Origin of the sequence: Herbaspirillum sp. LeCh32-8, assembly GCF_017814915.1 — a bacterium.
Lineage (GTDB): Bacteria > Pseudomonadota > Gammaproteobacteria > Burkholderiales > Burkholderiaceae_D > Herbaspirillum.
On sequence record NZ_JAGIPZ010000001.1, the window covers coordinates 249,652 to 275,430 of the forward strand.

Genomic DNA, 25,779 nt, shown 5'->3' on the forward strand with positions numbered 1-25,779 from the left:
AGGGGAAGGCATGGAGGGCGGAAAGGAACAGAATTTCTGGCCAGGCTTCGTGGACGCGCTGTCCAACGTGGTGCTGGTGATGATCTTCGTGGTCGTGGTGTTCGTCGTCACGTTGTTCTATTACTCGCAGAAGCTGGCCCAGATGAAGGTCAGCAAGCTGGTCTCGCAAAGCCAGACGCAGGCGGTGCAGGGCGAGGTCAAGAGCAAGCGCAACGATTTGATCAAGACGCCGGACAGCACCGAGGTCAACGAGTCCGACAGCAAGGCCGAGCGTGATCGCGCCGAGGAAGTGGTGCAGTTGAAGCGCGAGGTGGCGGCCCTGAAGGCCAAGCTGGCCGCCGCGCCGCTGCAGTCCGACGCCGGCAGCATGCGCAGCGCTGCGCCGCCGTCGAGCCCCAATGCGATCCAAGTCAAGACTGATCCGACCAAGAACGAGATCGCGCCGGGCCTGAAGATCGATGCCAATGACAAGGCCGTGGTGCTGAACTTCGACGCCGACTCGACCCAGATGACCGAGGACGGCACCAAGGCGCTGGACCGCGGCATCGGCGACTGGATCAAGCGCGCCAAGTCCAGCCAGGGCAAGATCGTGGTGACCGGCGTGATCAGCTCGGGCGGCTACAGCGACAGCCGTCGCCGCGCCTATTACCGCACCGTCGCGGTGCGCAACTACCTGATCGACGCCGGCGTCGACAAGGAACGCGTGGTGAGCCGTGTGGCCACCGCCGAGAACGGCAACGAGAACGCCTCGCGCGTGATCGTCCAATATCTGGCAGGAGCCAAATGAGCATGTCGATCAAGCCCAACGCCATTGACGGGATTGCCTCCCGAGGCAAGGGCTTGATGCGCCGTCTCGCGCCGCGCCTGGATCGCCGCCTGGGCGAGCTGCGCAGCATGCCGCGCCCACGCATGGCGGTGCTGGCGTGCACGGTGTTGCTGGCGCTGCTGGTGATCTGGTCGGTGTTTGCGCCGATCGACATGGTGGTGCGCGGCAACGGCCGCATCGTCGCCTCCGAGCATAACCAGATCATCCAGCACTTGGAGGGCGGCATCGTCTCCGCCATCCTGGTGCGTGAAGGTGCGGCGGTGAAGAAGGGCCAGACCTTGATTTCGATTGCCGACGTGCGCGCCAACGCCGACCTTGGCGAGGGCCGGGTCAAGATCATCGGCCTGCAGGCCAAGATCGCGCGCCTGTCGGCCGAAGCTTCCGGCGCTGCGGCGCTGCAGATGCCGGCCGACATGGAGCGCAACGATCCGGCTGTGCAGAGCGAGCAGGCCGCCTTCGCCGCGCGCGGCGCCAAGCTCTCGCAGGAGCTGTCGGTGCTGCGCGAGCAGTCGGCGCAGCGCCAGGGGGAACTGGGCGAAGCCGTCAGCCGCCAGAAAAGCCTGACCAGCGAAGTCGACTTGGCCCAGCGCCAGTACAAGCTGATCCACAACATGCTGGAGCGCAATGCCGCCTCCCAGTTGGAAGACATCCAGGCCGCCGCGCGCGTGCAGGATGCGCAGAGCAAGCTGGCCGCCACCAACGCGATGATCCCGCGCCTGAACGCGGCGATCGCCGAGTCGCAGGCAAAGATGGGCGAAGCCTCCTCGCGCTTCCGTTCCGACGCCCGCACCGAACTGACCGCCGCCGAGACCGAACTGGCGCGCCTGCAGGAAGAAATCAAGTCGCGCAACGACCGCGTCTCGCGCTCGGAGGTGAAGGCGCCGATGGACGGCGTGGTCAACCGCGTGCTGATCAATACCGTCGGCGGCGTGGTCAAGCCGGGCGATCCTATTGTTGAAATGACCCCGAGCGACGACAAGCTGGTGATCGAAGCCAAGATCTCGCCGTCCGACCGCGCCCAGCTCATGACCGGCGCGCGCGCCCGGGTCAAGGTTTCGGCTTACGACTATGGCGTCTACGGCGCGATGGACGGCGTGGTGACCGAAGTCTCCGCCGACACCGTGCCCGAAGAGCGCGGCGAGCGCTATTACCGCGTCAAGATCGAGGTCACGCGTGGCGCCGGCGAGTTGCAACGCAACCTGGCGCTGATGCCCGGCATGACCGCCACCGCCGACATGATCGTCGGTCGCCGCACAGTGTGGCAGTACCTGATGTCGCCGTTGTCGCGCTTCTCGCAAAGCGCCATGAGGGAGCCGCGATGAGCCGTTTCCTTTGCATCGACTTCCTTTGCACCGTTTTCCCAGCCGCACGGACGAACCGCGCGTTGTCCGTTTTCATTTCCAGTATCGCTAGCGCCGCTAGCACCCATTCGCCCGGAACTTCGCCAGTATGAAAAACCTACGCCAATTCTATGCACTTGCCGCCATCCCGACGCTGTTGCTGCTGGTGGGAGCCTTCCTGTTCCGGGACTTCGTCCTGCATGCGATCCACATCAACCCGTTCCTGAACCTGTTCATCATCTCGGTGGCGGTGTTCGGCATCGCCCTGATCGGTTACAACATCTACCGCGTGAACTGGGAGCATGACAAGCTGATGCAGTTCTACGCCCGCACCAAGGCCGGCGAGTCGATGCAGGACCTGGTCCAGGCGCCCGAGTTCGCCGGCACCGAGATCGGCCAGGTGCTGGTCAGCGTGGCCAGCACCAAGGGCCGCCTGACCTCGCGTATCGAACAGGAGACCATCGAAGGTTCGCTGCATGACCTCAAGGCGCACCTGGAAGCCAAGACCGAATTCCCGCAGTTCCTGACCGGTTTCATGATCGCGCTGGGCCTGCTGGGCACCTTTATCGGCCTGCTGGAAACCCTGGTCGGCACCGCCGCCCTGATCGACGGCTTCGGCAAGGCCGCCGGCGGCGGCGACATGGACGCCTCCTTCATGCGCCTGGTGGCCGACCTGCAAAAGCCGCTGGCGTCGATGGGCACCGCGTTCTCGGCCTCGATGTTCGGCCTGATCGGCTCGCTCTGCCTGGGCCTGACGCTGACCCCGCTGCGCGGGGCCGGCAAGAAGCTGGTGGCGCGCGCGCGCGAGTGCATCAGCGACATGGTGCAGCACGTGATCCACGATATGAGCGGCCCGGCGGCAACCCAGCGCCAGGGCGTCTCGGAAACCTTCCTGGCCGAGTTCCTGCAAGACTTGATGGTGCTGCAGCGCGAATCCATCATGGCCGCGCGCAACAGCTCGGAAGCCTCGCTGCAGGCCGGCATCAAGCTCGAAGGCCTGAACGAGCGCCTGAACAACATCGTCCAGCTGTTCAACGACAGCATGGAAGAGTCGCGCAACCTGCGCCAACTGGTGGCCTTCGGCCCGCGCATGCATGAAACCGCGCAGCTGACGCTGGAAGAGATCCGCAACGTCGGCCAGATCATCAACAACAAGATCACCTCGGCGCGCGACCTCAACGACAGCCTGTCGGCGCTGGAAGAACGCCTCTCGGTGAATGGCGACATCGCCAACCGCACCTTCGAAGTGCTGCCGCAGATCGTCTCCAACATCCAGGCCGGCCAGCTCGCGATGTCGGCGGCGATGACCTCCCTGCAGGCGCAGCAGAGCGAAATTTCCAACATGAACGAGAAGAGCGCGCAGAACATCGCGCAGCTGCCGACGCTGCTGAACCAGATCTCGATCCGCCTGGCCGACGAGATGGGCGCCATCCAGTACCAGGGCGAAATCCAGTCCACCGTGGCGGCGCGCCTGAACGAACTGGGCAACACCATCGGCGAGAACTCCAGCAACATGGCGCGCGACGCGCTGTCGGCGCGCCAGCTGCAGATCGACCTGGCCAAGCACATGGCCACCCAGAACGACCGCGTGAAGAACCTGGGCGCGATCCCGCAATCGCTGACCTCGATCACCGAGGCGCTGATGCGCCAGAACATCAACTGGCAGACCGTGATTGAAGAAATGCGCAGCGGCCGCCAGACCATGGTCAAGGACCTGCGCCTGGAACTGCGCGAAGCGATTCGCGAGATGTCCGCCAACCGCGGCGCGCAGCCCTGAGCGCCTAGCGCGCAGGCACGGAGCAACCGGAGCATTTGACGATGAACGAAAGCGAACAGGTCCACATCGATCAGCCGCAGGCCCGCCAGGACCTGCGCCAGGATCCGACATACCTGTCGCTGCTGCGCGCTTATGGCAGCCGCTTCGTGGAAATCATCGTGGCCGGCATCGTGGTCAACCTGCTGGGCCTGTTGATGCCGCTGTATTCGCGGCTGGTGTACGACAAGGTGATCGGCAACCACATCCCGGAAACCCTGTGGGCGCTGACCCTGGGCATGCTGCTGTTCATTGCGCTGGAGCTGGTGCTGCGTCTGATCCGCGTGTATTACACCGAGCAACTGGCGGGGCGGCTGGACGTCGAGTTCGACGAAGTATCGGCGCGCCGGATGCTCAACGCCAAGGTGAACGCGCCGGTGGGCGTGGTGCTGGCGCGCTATCGCGACCTGTCTTCGGCGCGCGACCTGATGTCCTCCAACTACATGCTGTTGCTGGTGGACCTGCCGTTCCTGGTGCTGTACCTGGTGGTGCTGGGCCTGGTGGCCGGCCATCTGGTGTGGGTGCTGCTGGTGGGCGGCGCGCTGCTGGTAGGCGCGCAGCTGCTGTTCAAGGTGCCCGCCAACGATTACGCCAATGCCGCCATGAAGTCCGGCACCGGCAAGGTCGACAAGATGGCCAGCATCGTCTACGGCATGGAGACGCTCAAGACCACGCCGCTGCAGGATCGCCTGATGCGCTCCTTCCTGGCCGACGCCGCCGCCAACGCCGTGGCGCAGGCCAAGAGCCGCTTCTGGATGAACTCCGGTTACGCGGTGGCGACGGTGGGCTACACCTTCATTTCCGTGGCCACCCTGGTGGTGGGCGTGTATCTGGTGGAAGACAACGCGCTCACCGTGGGCGCCCTGATTGCGGGCTCGCTGCTGATCAGCCGCGCTACTTCGGTGCTGTCGTCGTTGTCGGCCTTCCTCGGCCGCATCGAAATGTTCCGCCGCGCGCGCGCCGAGTTCGAGCAACTGTTCGGTGAAGAAGAGCAGACCGTCACCGCCGATGTGCTGCGCCAGGAAATGCGCGGCCTGATCCAGGTCGGTAACCTGATGCTGCATCTGGACAAGAAGGAAGCGCCCACGCTCAAGCACGTGTCGCTGACCGTTCAGCCGGGCGAGAAGGTGGGCATCGTCGGTCGTTCCGGCTCGGGCAAGTCGACCTTGCTGCGCGCGCTGGCCGGCTTGCACAAGCCGGAAGAAGGGCACGTGCTGATCGACGGCGTGGCGGTGACCGCTTACGCGCCCGAGGTGCGCATGCGCTGTATCGGCTTCAAGCCGCAGGAGCCGTTCATCTTCGACGGCACCGTGGCGGCCAATATCTTTGTCGGCGACCGCGTGCCCGGCCAAGTCTACGAGGCGGCGCTGGGCGTGTCCTCGCTGGACGACCTGATCGCGCGCGGCGAGCTGCGCCTGGACCAGATGCTCAAGGCGCCCGGCAATCTCTCCGGCGGGCAACGCCAGATGGTGGCGCTGGCGCGGGTGGTGGCGAGCGTGCCGCGCATTTTGCTGCTGGACGAGCCGACCACCGGCATCGACCAGCAAACCGAGGCGCGCATCATCGAACGGATGATCGGCTTCGCCAGCGGCCGCACGCTGGTGGTGGCCACGCACAGTCCGGCCTTGCTACGGCATATGGATCGCATCGTCGTGATCGACGGCGGACGCATCGTGGCCGACGGGCCGCGCGAACAGATCCTGCAGTAGAACCAATAGCATCGTCCTGTCGAGGGGCAGGACGATGGAATGAATCAACAACTTTGAACTGATCTTCGACGGCGAGGGGAACATGGCAACCGCAAGCTCATCACAAGCGAACTCCGCGGAAAAAATCACCGGCCCGGTGCGGGTGGTGATGCCCGACCAGAATGGCAGCTTCCAGCTGAACTCGCCGCGCGGCGCAGTCCAGCGCGTGCAGGTGGTGGACGTGGACATGGTGCTGCACATGACCGACGGCACCAAGGTGGTGCTGGCCGGCGGCGCCATGGAAGCCATGGATGACAAGTCCAAGGTCAAGTTCTCCGACACCAGCTCCGACACCGGCAAGCTGCTCGACGCCGTGGGCAAGATCACGCTGGCGGCCAACGACCAGTCGCGCATCCTCAACTCCGACCCGATCGCCCAGCCCGATCGTGTCGCCACCGACGCTTCGGTGCAGAGCACGCAGCACGTCAGTACCGACCGCAACGCCGCCAGCGTGGGCAGCGACGGTATCAGCCAGCTGTCCAAGATCATTACCGACAACGCCGGTTCGCTGACCACCAACGGCACGCAGAACCTGTCGGTGCCGACCCAGCCCACCGCCGAGGCTTCGACCGCCACCGCCGCTTCGGCGCTGGTGGCCTCGCAGAGCGCCAGCACCAGCGACGCGCCGGTGCGCCCGGTGGAAGTGCAGCAGCCGCCCGAGCGTCCGGGCGTGATTCCGCCGACCACGATTCTCGATCCGTCGCTGCCCACGCAGGCGGTCAAGCTGGTCAACGTGGCGAGCATCACCTACTCGGCCGACGGCGCCACCATGTACGGCAGCGCCGGCGTGCCCTTGTCCGCCACCGACGCTTCGTTGACGCAGCAGTTCAGCACCCAGGTACTCAACGCCGCCAACAACGTCACCACGATCTACGCCGCCGGCAACAACACCGGCGCGTTCAGCAAGGTCTTCAACGTCACCATCAGCGGCAGCGGTAACGTGCTGACGGTGGAAGTGTCGGGTGTGCCGTCCAACATGACCGTCGTCGGCGGCACCGACCTGGGAGGCGGGAAGTATTCCGTCCCCGTCACCTCGGGGCAGAAGGAATTCAGCATCCAGCTGCAGTACCAGACGGTGGATGCGGATACCTCTTCGCCGGTGCACCAGTCGTTCGACCTGACCTTCACCACCGTGGTGGGGACGTCGAGCGGCCAGCTCACGCTCAACGACACGCGCCACGTGGCGGTCAAGGACGCCACTGCCTACGGCGACCTGAACTACCTCGACCCGGCCACCGGCGACGCGGTGCTGGTGCTGCCCGCGCAGGGTACGCCGCATGAGGTGCATGCGGGCAACAACGCCGGCACCACCATCTACGGCAGCAATGCCAACGACCTGCTGTACGGCGGCACCGGCAACGACACGCTCTACGGCGGCACCGGCAACACCTTCTTCGAAGGCGGCGCCGGCGCCGACCGCATCATCGGCGGCGTCAACAGCACCGGCACCAACGTCAATACCGCCAGCTACGCCAACTCCGGCGCCGGCGTGACCATTGACCTGGTCAACGGCACCGGAGTGGGCGGCGATGCCCAGGGCGACACGCTGCAAAACATCCAGAACCTGAAGGGCAGCGCCTACAGCGACACCTTCATCGCCAACGGTTCGCTTAACCGCCTCGACGGCGGCAGCGGCGGTTCGGATACGGTGTCCTACCAGTTCTCCAACGCGGCGGTGACGGTCAACCTGATCACCGGCGCCGGCAGCGGCGGCTACGCCCAGGGCGACACCTACACGCACATCCAGAACGCCATCGGCAGCGATTACAACGACGTCTTCATCGCCAGCACCGACGCCAACCGGTTCGACGGCAGGGGCGGCTCCAATACGGTGTCTTACGCCAGCTCCGGCGCAGGCGTGACGGTCAATCTGCTGGCCGGAAGCGGTAGCGGCGGTTCGGCCGCCGGCGACACCTACGCCAACATCCAGAACGTGATCGGCTCGGCCTACAACGACACCTTCGTGGGCAACGCCGACGCCAACAGCTTCGACGGCGGCACCGGCGGCAACGATACGGTGAGCTACGCCGGCTCGACCAGCGGCGTGTCGGTCAACCTGGTGACCGGCCGCGGCGCCGGCGGTTATGCCGACGGCGACAGCTACAACCACATCCAGAACGTCATCGGTTCTTCGCATGACGATACCTTCTTCGCGGGCCCCGACAGCCTGCACTTCGACGGCGGCGCAGGCGGTTCCGATACGGTGAACTACGGCGGCTCGACCGGCGCGGTCGTCGTCAACATGATCACGCAGTCGGGCAGCGGCGGTTACGCGCAGAACAATACCTACGCCAACATCCAGAACATCGTCGGCAGCTCGTACTCGGATACCTTCATTGCCAGCGCCGCGGCCAATAATTTCAACGGCGGACTGGGCGGCTCGGACACGGTCAGCTACCAGTACTCCAACGCGGCGGTGACGGTCGACCTGACCAAGAGCGACGGCACCGGCACCTTCGGAGGCTATGCCGACGGCGACGTCCTGGCGCACATCCAGAACGTCATCGGCAGCGACTACAACGACATGTTCTACGCCAGCGCCGATGCCAACAGCTTCGACGGCCGCGGTGGCGTCAACACGGTCAGCTACCAGTATTCGGTCGGCCCGGTCACCATCGACCTGACCAATACCATCGGCACCGGCACCGGCGGCTACTATGCCGCGGGCGATACGTTCACCAATATCCAGAACATCATCGGCAGCGTCTACGACGACACCTTCGTCGCCAGCGCCGCGGCCAACAGCTTCGACGGCGGCGGCAACTCGGTGCACAACCGCGTCAGCTACGCGGCATCGAATGCCGGCGTGACCGTTGATCTGGTGCTAGGCGCCGGCGCCGGCGGTTACGCCGACGGCGACAAGCTGGCCAACATCCAGGACCTTACCGGCAGCGACTACAACGACACCTTCGTGGCCAGCGCGGCGGACAACAACTTCGAAGGCGGCGCCGGCTCCAACCGCGTCAGCTACGCGTCGTCCAATGCCGGCGTGATCGTCGACCTGGTGCAGGGCACCGGTTCGGGCGGCTATGCCAACAACGATACCTACGCCAACATTCAGAACGTGACCGGGTCGGGCTTCGACGACACCTTCATTGCCAGCGTGGCAGCCAACGCCTTCGAGGGCGGGGCCGGCACCAACACGGTCAGCTACGCCAAGGCCAGCGACGCCAACGGCGTCACGGTCGACCTGTTCCATGGCACCGGCAGCAACGGCTTCGCCAACGGCGACACCTACGCAAACATCCAGAACGTGATCGGTACGGCGTACGATGACACCTTCATCGCCGACAACAATCACAACGTCTTCAACGGCCTGCAGGGTTCGGACACCGTCAGCTACGCCTATTCGAACGCGGGCGTCACAGTCAACCTGGTGACCGGGGCGGGTACCGGCGGCTTTGCCGATGGCGACACTTACATCGGCATCGAGAACGTGGTGGGATCGGCATCCGACGACCTGATCATCGCCAGCGCGGATGCCAATACCATCGACGGCGGCGTGAGCACTGCCGCCTCCCACAACCGCGTCAGCTACGCCAATTCGAATGCCGCCGTCACGGTGGACCTGAATTACGTCGACGGCACCGGGACGTCCGGTGGATATGCCGCCGGCGACAAGTTGTCCAATATCCAGGATCTGACCGGCAGCGGGTTCGACGACACCTTTGTCGCAAGCCAGGCCGCCAACAATTTCGACGGCGGCGGCGGGAGCCACAATCGCGTCAGCTACGCGCCTTCGGTCGTCAACGAGACCATCGATTTGTATAGCGGCGCAGGCACCGGCGGTGTCGGCAGTTATGCCAACGGCGACACCTACGTCAACATTCAGGACGCCACCGGCGGATCCGGCGACGATACCTTCATCGCCAATGCGGTCGCCAACAACTTCGACGGCGGCACCAGCACCGCCACGTCGCACAACCGGGTCAGCTACCAGCATTCGACGGTCGACGAGACCGTGAACCTGTACAACGGCCAGGGCACCGGCGGCGTCGGCAGCTTCGCCAACGGCGACACCTACGCCAATATCCAGGACGTGACGGGCGGCTCGGGCAACGACACCTTCGTGGCCAGCGCGGCGGCCAACAACTTCGACGGCGGCGGCGGCACGCACAACCGCGTCAGCTATACCAACTCCACCGTCGACGAGACGATCAACCTGGTGACGGGGCAAGGTACGGGCGGCGCGGGCAGCCTGGCCAACGGCGACACCTACGTCAATATCCAGGACGTGACCGGCGGCGCCGGCAACGACACCTTCTACGGCAACACCGCAGCCAACAGCTTTGAGGGCGGCGGCGGCGCCCACAATCGCGTCAACTACACCACGTCGACCGTCTCCGAGACTGTCAACCTGTTCACCGGCCAGGGCACGGGTGGCGTGGGCAGCCTGGCCAACGGCGACACCTACGCCAACATCCAGGACGTGACCGGAGGCTCTGCTGATGACCTGTTCATCGCCAACGCGGCGGCCAATAACTTCGACGGCGGCGTGAGCACGGCGACGTCGCACAACCGCGTCAGCTATACCAACTCCACCGTCGACGAGACCATCAACCTGGTGACGGGGCAAGGTACGGGCGGCGTGGGCAGCCTGGCCAACGGCGATACCTACGTCAATATCCAGGACGTGACCGGCGGCGCCGGCAACGACACCTTCTACGGCAACACCGCAGCCAACAGCTTTGAGGGCGGCGGCGGCGCCCACAATCGCGTCAACTACACCACGTCGACCGTCTCCGAGACTGTCAACCTGTTCACCGGCCAGGGCACGGGTGGCGTGGGCAGCCTGGCCAACGGCGACACCTACGCCAACATCCAGGACGTGACCGGAGGCTCTGCTGATGACCTGTTCATCGCCAACGCGGCGGCCAATAACTTCGACGGCGGCGTGAGCACGGCGACGTCGCACAACCGCGTCAGCTATACCAACTCCACCGTCGACGAGACCATCAACCTGGTGACCGGGCAAGGTACGGGCGGCGTGGGCAGCCTGGCCAACGGCGACACCTACGCCAATATCCAGGACGTGACCGGCGGCGCCGGCAACGACACCTTCGTCGCTTCGACGGCTGCCAACAATTTTGAAGGCGGCGGCGGTACCCATAACCGTGTGAGCTACGCCAATTCGAGCGTGTCGGAAACGGTGAACCTGATCACAGGCCAAGGTACGGGCGGCGCAGGCAGTTATGCCAACGGTGATACCTACGCCAACATCCAGGACGTCACCGGCGGTTCCGGCGACGATCTGTTCATTGCCAGCGCCGCGGCCAACAATTTCGACGGCGGCGCCAGCACGTCGGGTTCGCACAATCGTGTGAGCTACGCCAGCTCCACCGTCTCTGAAACGGTCAACCTGTTCACCGGCCAGGGCACCGGCGGCGCGGGCAGCCTGGCCAATGGCGACACTTACGTCAATATTCAGGATGTGACCGGCGGCTCGGCGGACGACATCTTCGTCGCCAATGCAGCGGCCAACAGGTTCGACGGCGGCGCCAGCGCGGCCGGTTCTCACAATCTGGTGAGCTATGCCAACTCGACGGTAGACGAAAGCGTCGACCTGTACACCGGTACTGCCAGCGGCGGTACGAGCAGCCTGTCCAATGGCGACACCTTCGTCAATATTCAGGACATCACCGGCGGCGGCGGCAACGATACTTTCTACGGCAGCGCGGACGCCAACCGCTTTGACGGCGGCGGCGGCACCCATAACCGGGTCAACTATTCGCACTCCACCGTGTCGGAAACCATCGACCTGTTCAACAATGTTGGCACAGGCAGCGTGGGCAGCCTGGCCAACGGCGATACCTATGCCAACATCCAGGACGCCACCGGCGGCTCTGCCGACGATGTCTTCATCGCCAGCGCAGCGGCCAACAAGTTCGACGGCGGCGGCGGTAGCCACAATCGGGTGAGCTATGCCAACTCCGCCGTCGACGAGACCATCAACCTGGCCGCCGGCAGCGGCCAGGGTGGTGTGGGCAGCCTGGCCAACGGCGACACCTATGCCAATATTCAGGACGCTACCGGCGGCAGCGGCAACGACACCTTCATCGCCAGCAATGTGGCCAACAACTTCGAAGGCGGCGCCGGCTCGAACACCGTCAGCTACTCCGCCTCGACCACGGCGGTCACGGTCAATCTGACAACCGGCCAAGGCAGCAACGGTGACGCTAACGGCGATACCTACGCCAACATCCAGAATGCCATTGGCGGCAGCGGCGCCGATACGCTGATCGGTTTCGCGACCGTGGGCGTGAAGTCGGTGCTTACCGGCGGCAGCGGCGGCGATACCTTGACCGGGGTGCAGGCCAATCGCGCCTATACCTACGCCAGCTACGCGACCTCGGGCAGCGGCGTGACGGTGGACCTGAATTTCACCGACGGTACCGGCACCTCGGGCGGCGATGCCGCGGGCGACAAGCTGAGCTTCATCGACAACCTGATCGGCAGCAGCAAGGACGATATCTTCATCGCCAACGACCAGGCCAACAGTCTGGACGGCGGCAGCGGCTCTGACACAGTCAGCTATGCGCGATCCACTTCCGCGGTGACGGTCAATTTGTCGACGGCGATCGGTACCGGCAGCAACGGCTATGCGCAGGGCGATACCTACGTCGGCATCGAAAACGTCATCGGCAGCGCCTTCGACGACACGCTGACCGGCTTTGCCACCGTTGGCACCAAGTCGGTGTTGACCGGCGGCGCTGGCGCGGACAGCTTGAGCGGCGTACAGGCCAATCGCGCGTCGACCTGGGCCAGCTATGCCGGCTCCGGTGCCGGCGTCACGGTCGACCTGTACTATACCGACGGCACCGGCACCACCGGCGGTGACGCAACGGGCGACAAGCTGATCTACATCAACAACCTGCTGGGCAGCGACTACAACGATACGTTCTTCGCCAACGACCAGGGCAACAGCTTCGACGGTGGACTAGGCACCAATACGGTGAACTATTCGCACTCCAATGCGGCCGTGACCGTGGACTTGAGTGCCACCGACGGCAGCGGCACCAGTGGCGGCTATGCCATCGGCGACAAGTACGTGAATATCCAGAACGTCGTCGGCAGTGACTACAACGACACCTTCTTCGCCAGCAGCCAGACCAACTTCTTCGATGGCGGGGCAGGCAACAACACGGTCAGCTACGCACGCTCGACATCGGGGGTAACGGTGGACCTGTTCCACAACACCGGCGCCAACGGCTATGCGGCCAACGACACGTACGCGCATATTCAGAACGTGACCGGCAGCGCCTACAACGACATCTTCGTAGGCAATTCGGACACCAACAGGTTTGTCGGCGGCGGCGGCAATGACACGGTGAGCTATGAGTTCTCGACAGGAGGCGCGATCGTGGCCAGCCTGGCGACCAACGGCGGCACCAGCGGCGACGCCAACAACGATACTTACTCGGGCATCTCGAACCTGACCGGTAGCGCCAACGTCAACAGCACCCTGACCGGAGACACCAACGCCAACATCCTGACCGCGAAGGGCACGGGTACGACCAACGTGCTCAACGGCGGCGGCGCAACGACGGGGCAAGACGTCTACAACGTCCTGGAGGGCGGCAGCAACTCCGTGACGGTGGGCAGCGGCAGCAATTTGATCAACGTCAGCGCCGGTTCGCACAGCTCGCTCGGCGCGCAGAGCGACATGGTGAACAAGGACACGGGCACGTCCAACATTGCTTCCATCAACGGCGTGGCCGGCACCACGACACTGCACTTCGACGATCTCGGCAGCTCGCTGACGCTGAGCAATTTCTCCAGCAAGGTCAGCGGCATTACAACGCTGGACGTCACTACCGGCAGCGCGACCAATATCGTCATTACCGCAACCGACGTCATCAACATGGGCATCGCCAGCGGTACGTCGCACATCCTGACGGTGAAGATGAACGGTACGGAAAGCTTGCAGATCATGGCCAACGGGTCGGACCATTACGTGTACTTCCCGGGCACGACCGACTACGCGTTCTACAATGCCAGCAACCAGGAAATCGCGCGTATCCACCTGGTGACGGCGTGATGTCCTCGCCGCTGCACCGCCCGAAGCAACGGGCGGATGCGGCGGCATTGACGGCTTAGCGTCCCAGTTCCTTTTCCAGGAAGCGCCAGATCCCCGGGTCGGCCATGCTGGCGACGTTGATGCGCATACGCGTAGAAGGCAGCTGGGAAGGGGAGAACAGGCTGCCCGGCGCCAGCAGGAAGCCGTGCTCCATGGCCTTTTCGGTCAGCACGTTGGTGTCGCAGCGCGCGTCCACCCACAGGAACATGCCGCAAGGCGGCTGTTCGCCCACATCCACGCCCAACTTCTCCAACTGTCGCGCCACCTTGTCGCGCGCGCTGTTGAGCCGCGTGCGCAGGCGCTCGGTGTGCTTGCGGTAGTGGCCTTCGGACAGCACCTTGTAGGCCACCCGTTCGCCGATTTCGCCGGTGGTAAGGGTGGAGAGCATCTTGCGGTCGGCCAGCTGGCGCGCCAGGTCGGCCGAGGTGGCGATGAAGCCCACGCGCAGGTTGGCCGACAGCGTCTTTGAAAATCCCCCCAGGTAGATCACCCGGTGCAGCTGGTCGAGCGCGGCGATGCGCGTGGCCGCCTGCACCGGCGCGCCCGGGTGCATGTCGCAATAGATGTCGTCCTCGACGATGATGAAGTCGTGCTCTTCGGCCACGCGCAGCAGCTGGAAGGCCTTGGCCGCCGACATCGAGGTCGAGGTGGGGTTGTGCAGCACCGAGTTGATCACGTACAGCTTGGGTTTGTGCAAGGCCGCCAGCTCGGTCAGGCGGGCGATGTCGGGGCCGTCGGCCAGGCGCGGGATGCCGACCACCTTGGCGCCCAGCGCGGCGAAGGAGCCGAACATCAGGAACCAGGCCGGATCATCGACGAAGATGACATCGCCGGGGCGCAGGAAGTGGCGCGCCACCGTGTCCAGCGCCTGGGTGACGCCGGTGGTCATGACGATCTGTTCGGGCGCGGCGGCGATTTCCAGTTCGGCCAGTTTCAGCTGCAGCTGATGACGCAGCGGCAGGAAGCCTTGCGGCGTGCCGTAGCCCAGCAGCAGGGAAGGGTTGTCGCGGCTGATCGCGCGCAACGCGTTGGCGATCAGCTCGCCGTCCAGCCAGTCGGCCGGCAGCAGGCCGCCGCCGGGCATCTTGGCCGGCGGCATCTGGCGAAACATGTTGCGCACCAGCCAGACCACGTCCAGCGCGCCGTCGCTGTCGTGCGCGGCGGCCGCGCGCGCTGCGTCGACGCCGGCGCCGTGATAGCCGCCGGCCATCGGCGAGCGTTCCCGCACGTAGAAGCCCGAGCCGCGGCGCGACTCCAGGAAGCCCTGCGCCACCAGCCGGTCATAGGCCTCCACCACGGTGAAGCGCGATACCTCGTGGGTGTCGGCGAACTGGCGGATCGACGGCATGCGCGCGCCGGAGCGCAGAAGCTTGTCGTCGATGCGCGAACGGATGCCGCGCACGATCTGTTCTACCAGCGAGTCGCCGCTTTCGCGCGAGAGCATCGGCCAGGCAGGCAGGGCGGCGTCGTTGCCCGGTTCGTTGGCGGCGCCGGCGGTGTGCAACGCGCTGCGGGGACGTTTCACTGTATTGGTCATTTTGCCGTGACAATGTTTGGAGTTATTTGAATAACTGTATAGGTACTGTACTGGTATTGTCCGCTACGATGGCTTCCATTGCAAGGCTGATCGTTCTGTGTCCGGCCTTGTTGACGAGATTGCAAAAGCCAACCGAGGAGACGCCATGACCATTGCCCAAGCCACCCACGCCGCTCGCGAGCTGCTGCCCAGCCGCGCCGAGATCGAGCAGGCCGCCGCGGTGGTGTACGGCGCAATGGCGCCGACGCCGCAACTGTGCTGGCCCTTGCTGAACCAGGCATTGGGCGCCCAGGTCTGGGTCAAGCACGAGAACCACGCGCCGACCGGCGCCTTCAAGGTGCGCGGCGGCCTGGTGTACATGGACAAGCTGGCGCGCCGGCAGCCGCAGCCGGCCGGCGTGATTTCCGCCACCCGCGGCAATCACGGCCAGTCGGTCGGCCTGGCCGCGGCGCGCTTCGGCATCGACGCCACTATCGTCGTCCCCGAAGGCAACAGCCGCGAAAAGAACGCCGCCATGCGCGCGCTGGGCGTGTCGCTGGTGGAGCACGGCAGCGAATTCCAAGAGAGCCGCGAGTACGCGCAGCGCCTAGCGCAGGAGCGTCAGCTGCACATGATCCCGTCTTACCACCGCGACCTGGTGGCCGGTGTGTCGACCTACTGGATGGAGCTGTTCAATGCCCAACCGGATCTGGACGTGGTGTTTGTGCCGGTGGGGCAGGGTTCGGGCATGTGCGGCGCGGTGGCCGCGCGCAACGCGCTGGGCTTGAAGACGCGCGTGATCGGCGTGGTCTCGGCGCATGCGCTGGCCTACAAGTTGTCCTTCGAGCAGGGCGCGAAGATCGCGTCGCCGGTGTCGACGCAGATCGCCGACGGCGTTGCCTGCCGCGTGCCGGACGAGGCCTCGTTGGCGGTCCTGCGCGCCGAGGTCGATGAGGTGATCGCGGTCACCGATGACGAAGTGATGGACGCAATGAAGTTGTTCTTCATCGCCACCCACAACGTGGCCGAAGGCGCGGGCGCCTGCGCGCTGGCGGCAGCGCTGCAGATGGGCGGCAAGCTGCGCGGCCGCAAGATCGGCGTGACGCTGTCGGGCGGCAATGTCGACCATGATGTGTTCGCCCGCGTGTTGGCGCGCCCATCGCACGTCACCGATGTATTGCAGGCGCCGGCCCAGGCGCCGTCGCCGCAAAGGAGAAGCGCATGAATCCGGAAACCGGCAATCTGCCCTTCGAGCTGACGCTGCAGCGGCGCCAGGTGCGCGCCGGCCGCGTGGCGCAGGTGTGCGAGATCAGGTTGCGCCATGGCCGCGTGTGGGTGACGCAGGAGGGGCGCGCCGAAGACTTCTGGCTGGAGCCGGGGGCGGCCATGGTCCTGCTGCCCGGGGCGCTGGTGGTGATCGAGGCCGATCATCTCTCCAGCCTGCGCATCGAGCCGGTGGCGCTACAAACCGCGCGCGCCTGGCTGCGCCTGTGCCGGGCCGGCCTGCGCGGGCTGGGGCACGCCTTGTGCCACGGTGTGCGCGGCAATGCTTCGGCCTTGCTGCATGGCGGTGAGAGGCGCTGAGATGGACGCCTTGCTGCCGCTGATCTCGTTCGCCTTCGTCTCCTCCATCACGCCGGGGCCGAACAACATCATGCTGACTTCGTCCGGCATCTGGTTCGGCTTCCAGCGCTCGGTGCCGCACATGCTGGGCATCACGTTCGGCTTTGGCGTACTGCTGGCCTTATGCGCATTCGGTATGGGCGCGGTGGTGATCGCACTGCCGCAACTGGTGTTGCTGCTCAAGGCGGCGGGTTCGGCCTACCTGCTGTATCTGGCCTGGCAGTTGCGCGCCATGCGCGTGGCCGGTACAGCCGCCGGGACGGGCGAGGCTGCCGGCGGGGGACGCCCCATGTCGTTCTGGGCCGCCGCGGTGTTCCAGTTCGCCAATCCCAAGGCCTGGGTGATGGCGGTGACCGGCGCGTCGGCCTTCATGCCGATGTTGCATAACCATCCTGTGTGGCTGGCGATTTTGATCTACTGCCTGGTCTTCTGCGGAATCAACCTGCCATGCGTCTCGGTCTGGGCCGGCGCAGGCGCAATGCTGCGGCGTTATCTGGAGCGGCCGCTGTGGCGCTCGGTGTTCGCGGTCACGATGATCCTGCTGACGGTGTACTCGGCGCTGGCGATCTGGCTTTGACCTTTCGATCATCCGGCAGCAAATAAAAACATTCAGGAGGAGCGGCAAGCATGCAGGCGCAACCCAAATCAGGCAGCGGGCAGGTGGTCGCGGGCAAGAGCCCGGGCAACGAATCGAAGGGCATGTGGCTGGGGCTGATCGGCGTGGCCGTGTTCAGCCTGACCTTGCCGTTTACGCGCATTGCGGTGGCCGAACTCAATCCTGCCTTCGTCGCCTTCGGGCGCGCGGTGGTGGCGGGGCTGTGTTCGCTGGCGCTGCTGCTGTGGATGCGCGCGCCGCGCCCGAACGCGCAGCAGTTGCGCGGGCTGGTCATCACGGCGCTGGGCGTGGTGGTCGGCTTTCCCCTGTTTTCCTCGATTGCGATGCGCTACGTGCCGGCCGCGCAGGGCGCGGTGGTGGTCGGCCTGCTGCCGCTGGCGACCGCGCTGTTCGGCGCATTGCGCTTCGGCGAGCGGCCCTCGGCCGGCTTCTGGCTGGCGGCGCTGGCGGGTTCGGCCATCGTCATCGGCTTCGCCCTGCGCGAGGGCGGCGGCAGCTTCCACCTGGCCGATTTCGCGTTGTTCGCCGCGGTGGTCACGGCCGCCATGGGCTATGCCGAAGGCGGACGCTTGTCGCAGAGCATGGGCGGCCAGCAGGTGATCGCCTGGGCGCTGGTAGTGTCCTTGCCGGTGACGGCGCCGGTGTCGGCCTGGCTGGCTTGGGAGTACGGCGTGTCGGCATCGCCGGCGTCGTGGCTGGCGTTCGGCTACGTGTCGCTGTTCTCGATGTTTATCGGGTTTTTCTTCTGGTACAAGGGACTGGCGCTGGGCGGCATCGCCCGCGTGGGGCAGGTGCAATTGTTGCAACCCTTCATGAGCTTGCTGGGCGCGGCGGTGATTGCGGGGGAAGCGTTGGATGCGAGCAACCTTTTGTTCGCGCTGGCGGTGATCGCGGTGGTGGGCGTCGGTCGCCGCATGGCGGTGCGGCGCTAGCCGGGCGGCGGGCAAAGCGAGCGGCGCAGGCGGCTGCGGCAGGCTTCCTGCCAGGCGGGAAGCGCGCGGGCGGGCGCATTGCGAGCCGCAATTGTCGGGCTAAAAGTCCGGATATTTGAGATAATCGACCTCTTATTTTTCTTAACGAGCAGCGTCCCGCCCGGGCAACCGCACAATGCGGAGACGATGCAACACAAGGAGTACTGCATGTCCGTTTATGAAAAGCTGAAAGCACTGAACATCGAACTGCCTGCCGTGGCGACCCCGGCGGCGGCGTATGTGATGTATGCGCAGACCGGCAACACCGTCTTCCTGTCCGGCCACCTGGCCAAGAAGGACGGCAAGGTGTGGGTCGGCCAGCTTGGACGCGACATCGGCACCGAAGATGCGAAGCAGGCCGCACGTGCAGTGGCGATCGATCTGATCGCTACCCTGCAGGCGGCCTGCGGCGGCGACCTCACCCGGGTCAAGCGCATTGTCAAACTGATGAGCCTGGTCAACTCGACCGGCGAATTCACCGAACACCACCTGGTGACCAACGGCGCTTCCGAACTGATCGGCGAAGTCTTCGGCGAAACCGGCAAGCATGCCCGTTCCGCCTTCGGCGTGGCGCAGCTGCCCATGGGCGCCTGCGTCGAGATCGAAATGATCGCCGAGATCGCCTGACGATCGCGCAAGTTCGCAGCAAGCCGCTCCGGCCGACAGAAGCCGGACGGTTCGTCGGCCCACCGCGTGGCGACAACGACAGAACAAGCGACCGGGATTTTTTCCGCCGGGCCTTTTTTACCGCGGCCGGTCGCCATCACCACATAGCAGAAACATCATGAAACTCGAAAATCCCGCTCCGCTGCAATGGCAATTCTCTGACCGTGCCGAAAAGATGCAAAGCTCGGCCATCCGCGAAATCCTGAAGGTGACGATGCGTCCCGACATCACCTCCTTCGCGGGCGGCCTGCCGTCGCCGCAGACCTTCCCGGTGGAACACATGAAGGCCGCGTTCGACCGCGTGCTGACCCAGCAAGGCAAGACCGCCTTGCAATACGGCCCGACCGACGGCTACCTGCCGCTGCGCGAATGGATCGCCGGCTCGCTGTCTTCCGACGGCGCCCAGATCCTGCCCGAGCAGGTGCTGATGGTGTCCGGTTCGCAGCAGGGCCTGGACCTGCTGGGCAAGGTGCTGGTCGACGAGGGCAGCAAGGTGCTGGTCGAGACCCCCAGCTACCTGGGCGCGCTGCAAGCCTTCGCGCTGTACGGCGCCAAGTTCGAATCCGTGCCCAGCGATGAAAACGGCCTCCAGCCGGAAGCCATCGAAGCCATCGCCGACGGCGCGCGCATGCTGTACTCGCTGCCCAACTTCCAGAACCCGACCGGCCGCACGCTGCCCACCGAGCGTCGCCTGAAGCTGGTCGAAACCTGCGCCCGCCTGGGCCTGCCGCTGATCGAAGATGATCCGTACGGCGCGCTGAGCTACCGCAACGAACCGCTGCCCAAGATGCTGTCGATGAACCCGTCGGGCGTGATCTACATGGGTTCCTTCTCCAAGGTCCTGACCCCCGGCATCCGCCTGGGTTACGTGGTCGCCCCGCGTCCGCTGATCCTGAAGATGGAACAGGCCAAGCAAGCCACCGACCTGCACACCGCCCAGCTGACCCAGATGGTGGTGTACGAGGCGATCAAGGACGGCTTCCTGGACCAGCATGTGCCGACTATCCGCAAGCTCTACGGCGACCAGTGCCAGGCCATGCTGGACGCGCTGCAGCAGTACTTCCCGGCCGGCTGCTCCTGGAGCAAGCCGGAAGGCGGCATGTTCGTCTGGGTCACGCTGCCCAAGCATATCGACGCCAGCGCGCTGCTGGCCGAAGCGGTGGAAAAGGAAAAGGTCGCCTTCGTGCCGGGCGCGCCGTTCTTCGCCAATACCGCCGAGCACAACACGCTGCGCCTGTCCTTCGTCACCGTGCCGCCGGAACAGATCCGCGCCGGCATGGAGCGCCTGGGCAAGCTGATCGCCTCCAAGCTGTAATCGGGGACGGGTTCGATGAAGATCGAGAACCTGCCCTTCGGCACCACCGACTGGAGCGCGATCGAGGCCACCGAGCATCCCGGCATCACCGGCAAGGCGCTGTGGCGCACCTGCAAGTTCGGCGATATCCGGGTGCGCATGGTGGAGTACACGCCGGGCTACCTGGCCGACCACTGGTGCGTGAAAGGCCATGTGCTGCTGTGCCTGGAAGGTGAACTGCACACCGAACTGGAGGACGGCCGCAGCTTCGTCCTGAAGCCCGGCGTGAGCTACCAGGTGGCCGACAATGCCGAGCCGCATCGTTCGTCGACTGCGGTGGGCGCCAAGCTCTTCATCGTCGACTGAGTTGTTCGGCATCAAAAAAAGCCCGCATCAAACGATGCGGGCTTTTTTCATTGCGGGTCCGGTCAGGGCCCGCGCAGGATCGCGCCTGACACCGGCATGAGCGCTTGCGCGCCTGCTCGTCTACTCGTCCAGCTTTAGCGTCTGGCCATGCTGCAGGGTGATGAACTGGTCGGCCGGCAGTTTCGCTTCCTTCAGCGCCTCCGCCAATTTTTGTGGCGGCTCGTCCAGCGGCTCGTCGGCCAGCTCGAAGGTGCCCCAGTGGACGCCGATGGAACGCTTGGCGCGCACGTCTTCGTGAATCTGCACCGCTTGTGCCGGGTCGACGTGCTGGTTCTGCATGAACCAGCGTGGGGCATAGGCGCCGATCGGAATCAGCGCCAGGTCGAAACGGCCGAAGCGCTCGCCGATGTCGCGGAAATCCTTGGAGTAACCGGTGTCGCCGGCAAAGTAGACCGAATAGGCATCGCTTTGCTCGGAGGCCGCCGTCTCGGTAGTAGCCGGCATCTTCAGGTTGCGGAACACCCAGCCGCCCCACAGTGTTTCCGAGCGGTCCAACAGGCCGCGCGCCGACCAGTGCGCCGCCGGAACGAAGTAGATGTCCAGGCTGTTCATCGACAGCTTGTCCCACCAGTCCATCTCGCGCACATTGGTGATGCCGATGTCGTTGAACCATTCGCGCAGACCCAGGGGCACCAGGAACAGCGGCGGGCCGCCCGGCTGCAGGTTGAGCTGTTCGACGCTGGCGCGGTCCAGGTGGTCGTAGTGGTTGTGCGAGATCACCACCACGTCGATGTGCGGCAGTTCACCGATCTGCACCGGCAAGGCCACCTTGCGCTTGGGGCCGATGAAGGAAAACGGCGAGGCGCGTTCGGAGAACATCGGGTCGGTCAGCACGTTCTTGCCGCCGATCTGCAGCAGCGCCGTGGCATGGCCGATCCAGGTCACGCTGGGCGACTTGCGGTTGCCCTTGAGCCACGCCAGGTCAGGCTTGACCACCGGGAACTGGTAATGATTGGCCGGCGGCTTGGGCAGGCCCTGGGTGAGGCGCTCCCACTGCCACTTCCAGACGGACGCGCGTTCAGGCTGCGGGTAGTTGTTGCGAAAACCCGTTTCAGTGCGGTTGGACTTGGCCGGATCGTAGTATTTGCTGGAGGAGGAGCAGCCGGTCGCGGCCAGGGTCAGCAGGACGGCGGCCAGCGTCGCGACGCCGGCTGCGCGCAGCGTGCGGCGACGGGGCAATGCAAACAAGGAAGGTTTTTTTTGCGGCAAATGAGTCGGCATGGGAGGCGGCAGCGGCGCTGCAGCAGGCAATGTCAATGAGCGACATCCTAGCAGCTCGGCCGCGCCGGTGCAGCGAAGAAGCGCGTCGGCGCTCCCATCGGAGCAGATCTACACCACGTATTGCGCGATGCCGTGGCCGAAGGACCAGTTGCCCTTGTCGCCCTCGATCAGGCTGATCATGACGTCCTCCGGGCGCACGCCGGGATCCTCGCCCAGCCGCTCGACGATGCGCTTGAACAGCGCGTTCTTCTGCTCCTGCGTGCGCGTGTTGCTGACCGTCAGCTGGATCAGCACAAAGTCGTCGGAGCGCGCGATGTTCATGTAGCTGCGGTTGAACACCAGCTCCTCCGGATCGTGTTCGCTCAGCACCATGAACTGGTCGTCCTTGGGCACGTTGAAGCTTTCCAGCATGGCCTGGTAGATGTTTTCCAGGATGGCGGCACGGTAGGCGCGCGGCTTGCCGCGCAGCAGGGATACTCGGACGAGGGGCATGGCGATCTCCTTTGATGACAGGTTGATAACGAGTTGACGGCAGCCGGCCCGCCAGACGATTCAGAAGCGACGATCTGTCCTGCAAGCCGATGAGAAGCATGCTACCTTCGGCAAATCATTAAAAAAATAACTGGATAAGTATTTCAGTGATTTGATTTTGAAATCATTCGCGGTACAACGCAATGCATGCATGCATGCAAGCAAGCAGGGAAGGGATCCCATGGAAAAGACACTCGACCTCGACGCCGTCCAGGCCTTCGTGCTGGTGGCGGACATGCAAAGTTTCACGCGCGCCGCCGAGGCGCTGGACAGCACGCAATCGGCGATCAGCCTTAAGTTGAAGAAGCTGGAGCAGCGCCTGGCGCGCCGCCTCCTGGAGCGCACGCCGCGGCTGGTGCGGCTGTCGTCCGAAGGCCAGCATTTCCTGCCGGCCGCGCGCGAGCTGCTGGCCGCGCACGAGCGCGCGCTGGGGCAGTTGAACCAGGGCGCGGCGCGTTTCTCGGTGGGCATCAGCGACCATGTGGTGGGCAGCGGCTTTGCCCAGGTGCTGGCGCAGGTGAACAGCTACGATCCCGGCGTGGTGATCGAGGTCAGGATCGGCTCTTCGCGCGACCTTCTGCAGCTCTTCGAGCGCGGTGACCTGGACGCGGCCATCGTGCGGCGCGAACCGCAGGACCAGGGCGGCGAGCTGGTGATGGAGGAGCGGCTGGGCTGGTTTGCCGCGCCGCATGGCGACTGCCGCACGGGCGATAACCTCCTGAAGGTGGCGACGTTCTCGACCACCTGCCGCATCCGCGAGCTCTCGCTGGCGCGACTGGACGAGGCGGGCATCGCCTGGCGGGAAGTGTTTGTGGGCGGCGGCATCCAGGCCATCGGCGCGGCCATCAACGCCGGGCTGGCGGTGGCGGCGCTGCTGCATCGCTCGGCCCCGGCCGGCGCCGTCGAGGTCGGCGCCCGGCTCGGGTTGCCCAGCTTGCCGTTGGCGCAGGTGATGCTGCATTCGCGCCTGAAGGAGGCGCGTACGCGCGAGGCCTTGCGCACCCTGGTGGCCGCGCTGAAGGCGGCATAGCCGGATCAGTGCTTTGCCGCCTGGGGCGGCATGCGGCCGCTGATGGCCATGCGGTTCAAGGCGTTCATCAATGCAATGGCCATGGTGAGTTCGGAGAATTCACGCTCGTTGAAGTGCGCAGTGACGGCGTCGTAGTCGGCGTCCGGCGCGGCGGTTTGCTCGATGCGCGTGACCACCTCGGCCCAGGCCAACGCTGCCTGTTCGCGCTCGGAGAACAGCTTGCCGGCTTCATGCCAGACCGGCACCAGCACCAGTTTGTCCACGCTCATGCCGCTCTTGAGCAGGTCGCGCGAGTGCTTGTCGATGCAATAGGCGCAGCCGTTGATCAGCGAGACGCGCAGGAACACCAGCTCCACCAGGTCGGCCGGCAGGCTGCAGTTTTTCAGGTAAGTGTTGACGGCCAGCAGGCCGTTGTAGGGTTCGGTGGCGTTCTTGTACATGTCGATGCGCTTGCTCATGGCGTGGCCTTTCATCTGGAGTTTGTGGAAGATCGGAAGCCTCCATCATGCGGATCGATGGCCCATAAGAAAAGTGCCAAGAATAGCTATTTCATATGGGCCATGAGATATGTCATGCAGCGTCGACGGCAGCGCTTACAGCAGCGCCAGAATGCGCTTTCCCAGTTCCTGCGCGCGCCGACGCGACTCGATGTTGGTGAAGCCCAGCATCAGTGTCGGCGGCAGGTCGCGCGCCTGCAGCGCGCACTCGGACAGGGCGCGGCTGAACATGCCGTCGCGGCGCATCTTCTCGGCTAGCGCGCGGTCGGAGCGGCGGCCGCGCAGGCGCAGCAGCAGGTGCATGCCGCCCGGTCCGGACTCGACCCGCATGGCTTGGCCCAGCACCGCTTCCAGCCCGGCCGCCGCCGCGTCGCGCCGCTCGGCGTACAGGCGGCGCATGCGCTGGATGTGGCGGGCAAAATGCCCCTCGGCGATGAAGTCGGCGACGATGCGCTGGGTCAGCGCCGGGCTGCCGCCTGAAAACTGCATGGCGACCTCCTCGAAGCGCGCCACCTGCGACAACGGCACCACCAGATAGGCCAGCCGGATGGCGGGGAACAGCACCTTGCTGAAGGTGCCGGCGTACAGCACGCGATCATCCCGGTCCAGGCTCTTGAGCGCCGGCAGCGGACGGCTCACGTAGCGGTATTCGCCGTCGTAGTCGTCCTCGACGACCCAGGCCTTGTTGCGCGCGGCCCAGTCCAGCAGCTCGATGCGCCGCTGTAGCGATAGCGCCGTGCACATCGGGCTCTGGTGGGCCGGCGTAACCACCGCGGCGCGCGCCTTGGGCGCCATGCGCACGCCCTCGGCCACCTGCAGGCCGTCACCGTCGACCGGCACGCCCACCAGTTGCATGCCCGCCGCGCGCAGCAGCGCGCCGGTAGGCGGATAGCCGGGATCCTCCACCCACACCTTGTCGCCCGGCGTGAGCAGGGCACGCGTGACCAGGTCCAGCGAGTCGCGGTAGCCGGCGGTGATGAACACCTGTTGCGGCGCGCACGACAAGCCGCGCGCGAGTTGCAGATAGCGCGCGATCTCCACCCGCAGCGCGGCGAGTCCGGCCGGCGGCGGATACAGCATGTCGACCGGCTGGGTGGCGCGCGCCGCGCGTGCCGCCATGCGCGCCCAGATCTTGCGGGGGAAGGCATCCAGCGCCGGCACGCCCATCTGGAACGGGCGCGGTACGGTGAGGAGCGCGCGCGCCGGGTTATCGAAATCGTAAGGGGCGGGAGCGGCGGCGATGGCTGGTGTTGCCGAAAGGGAAAGCGACGCACGCATCTGCAGCCCGGCGGCGATGACGGTGCCGGCCTGGCCGCGCGACTCGATATAGCCTTCGGCGGCCAGCAGCGAATAGGCGCTCTCCACGGTGCCGCGCGCCAGTCCCAGCTCCGCCGCCAGCGCCCGCGCCGAGGGAATGCGGTCGCCCGGCTTGAGCAGGCCGTCAGCCACGGCGCTGCGCAGGCGGGTATAGATCTGGCGGTAGTAGGGCTCGTCGGTGCCCGGGGTGAGCTGCAGGAAATCGTGCGCGGCGGTGGTTTTCATGGTCCAGTCCAAATGTCATTTCTTGGCTCTGCCGATTATGCC

At 65.3% G+C, this 25,779-nt stretch carries 18 protein-coding genes; 13 read left to right on the forward strand and 5 right to left on the reverse strand.

Features of this window, described 5'->3' with window-relative positions:
• Positions 1–10 precede the first annotated feature (10 nt).
• From J8I26_RS01210 to J8I26_RS01230, 5 genes are all read left to right on the forward strand, one after another.
• Positions 11–787, forward strand: a complete 777-nt coding sequence (locus J8I26_RS01210) for a cell envelope biogenesis protein OmpA (protein ID WP_209603293.1) — start codon at positions 11–13, stop codon at positions 785–787.
• Positions 784–2,148 (forward strand): HlyD family type I secretion periplasmic adaptor subunit, encoded by a 1,365-nt coding sequence (locus tag J8I26_RS01215; protein WP_209603295.1) that lies wholly within the window; start codon positions 784–786, stop codon positions 2,146–2,148. Before J8I26_RS01210 ends, J8I26_RS01215 begins: the two co-directional genes overlap by 4 nt.
• 127 nt (positions 2,149–2,275) lie before the next feature.
• Positions 2,276–3,943 (forward strand): biopolymer transporter ExbB, encoded by a 1,668-nt coding sequence (locus J8I26_RS01220; protein ID WP_209603297.1) that lies wholly within the window; start codon positions 2,276–2,278, stop codon positions 3,941–3,943.
• Between the two features lie 41 nt (positions 3,944–3,984).
• Positions 3,985–5,688 carry an ATP-binding cassette domain-containing protein gene (locus tag J8I26_RS01225; protein ID WP_209603299.1) on the forward strand — a complete coding sequence of 568 codons (1,704 nt, stop codon included), beginning with the start codon at positions 3,985–3,987 and terminating at the stop codon, positions 5,686–5,688.
• Between the two features lie 82 nt (positions 5,689–5,770).
• On the forward strand, positions 5,771–13,765 hold the full coding sequence (locus tag J8I26_RS01230; RefSeq protein ID WP_245200013.1) for a calcium-binding protein: 7,995 nt from the start codon (positions 5,771–5,773) through the stop codon (positions 13,763–13,765).
• Between the two features lie 55 nt (positions 13,766–13,820).
• Here the strand turns inward: J8I26_RS01230 and J8I26_RS01235 are convergent, their stop codons facing one another.
• Entirely contained in the window at positions 13,821–15,248 is a 1,428-nt protein-coding gene (locus tag J8I26_RS01235; RefSeq protein WP_245200073.1) for a PLP-dependent aminotransferase family protein, read from the reverse strand.
• A gap of 238 nt (positions 15,249–15,486) precedes the next feature.
• On the opposite strand from J8I26_RS01235, the gene J8I26_RS01240 reads away from it, so the two are divergent.
• From J8I26_RS01240 to J8I26_RS01270, 7 genes are all read left to right on the forward strand, one after another.
• Complete coding sequence (locus tag J8I26_RS01240; RefSeq protein ID WP_209603303.1) at positions 15,487–16,545, forward strand: threonine dehydratase; 1,059 nt, start codon at positions 15,487–15,489, stop codon at positions 16,543–16,545.
• Positions 16,542–16,904, forward strand: coding sequence for a DUF2917 domain-containing protein (locus tag J8I26_RS01245; RefSeq protein WP_209603305.1), 363 nt, complete (start codon positions 16,542–16,544; stop codon positions 16,902–16,904). Before J8I26_RS01240 ends, J8I26_RS01245 begins: the two co-directional genes overlap by 4 nt.
• Before the next feature lies 1 nt (position 16,905).
• On the forward strand, positions 16,906–17,520 hold the full coding sequence (locus J8I26_RS01250; protein WP_209603307.1) for a LysE family translocator: 615 nt from the start codon (positions 16,906–16,908) through the stop codon (positions 17,518–17,520).
• Positions 17,521–17,570: 50 nt separating this feature from the next.
• Entirely contained in the window at positions 17,571–18,491 is a 921-nt protein-coding gene (locus J8I26_RS01255; RefSeq protein ID WP_209603309.1) for a DMT family transporter, read from the forward strand.
• 207 nt (positions 18,492–18,698) lie between these two features.
• Positions 18,699–19,157 carry a RidA family protein gene (locus tag J8I26_RS01260; protein WP_209603310.1) on the forward strand — a complete coding sequence of 153 codons (459 nt, stop codon included), beginning with the start codon at positions 18,699–18,701 and terminating at the stop codon, positions 19,155–19,157.
• 157 nt (positions 19,158–19,314) lie between these two features.
• Positions 19,315–20,511, forward strand: a complete 1,197-nt coding sequence (locus J8I26_RS01265) for a PLP-dependent aminotransferase family protein (RefSeq protein WP_209603311.1) — start codon at positions 19,315–19,317, stop codon at positions 20,509–20,511.
• A gap of 15 nt (positions 20,512–20,526) precedes the next feature.
• Complete coding sequence (locus tag J8I26_RS01270; RefSeq protein WP_209603313.1) at positions 20,527–20,856, forward strand: DHCW motif cupin fold protein; 330 nt, start codon at positions 20,527–20,529, stop codon at positions 20,854–20,856.
• 120 nt (positions 20,857–20,976) lie between these two features.
• Here the strand turns inward: J8I26_RS01270 and J8I26_RS01275 are convergent, their stop codons facing one another.
• The gene (locus J8I26_RS01275) at positions 20,977–22,038 is read right to left on the reverse strand and encodes an MBL fold metallo-hydrolase (protein WP_245200074.1); all 1,062 of its coding nucleotides are present in this window, start codon (positions 22,036–22,038) and stop codon (positions 20,977–20,979) included.
• A 207-nt stretch (positions 22,039–22,245) separates the two neighbouring features.
• On the reverse strand, positions 22,246–22,629 hold the full coding sequence (locus tag J8I26_RS01280) for a tautomerase family protein (RefSeq protein ID WP_209603318.1): 384 nt from the start codon (positions 22,627–22,629) through the stop codon (positions 22,246–22,248).
• A gap of 220 nt (positions 22,630–22,849) precedes the next feature.
• Here J8I26_RS01280 and J8I26_RS01285 point away from each other — a divergent pair, with 220 nt between their 5' ends.
• Positions 22,850–23,698, forward strand: a complete 849-nt coding sequence (locus J8I26_RS01285) for a LysR family transcriptional regulator (RefSeq protein ID WP_209603320.1) — start codon at positions 22,850–22,852, stop codon at positions 23,696–23,698.
• 5 nt (positions 23,699–23,703) lie between these two features.
• Here the strand turns inward: J8I26_RS01285 and J8I26_RS01290 are convergent, their stop codons facing one another.
• Both J8I26_RS01290 and J8I26_RS01295 read right to left on the reverse strand, forming a co-directional pair.
• Positions 23,704–24,156, reverse strand: a complete 453-nt coding sequence (locus J8I26_RS01290; protein WP_209603321.1) for a carboxymuconolactone decarboxylase family protein — start codon at positions 24,154–24,156, stop codon at positions 23,704–23,706.
• 135 nt (positions 24,157–24,291) lie between these two features.
• Positions 24,292–25,737, reverse strand: coding sequence for a PLP-dependent aminotransferase family protein (locus tag J8I26_RS01295; RefSeq protein WP_209603323.1), 1,446 nt, complete (start codon positions 25,735–25,737; stop codon positions 24,292–24,294).
• Positions 25,738–25,779: the final 42 nt, after the last annotated feature.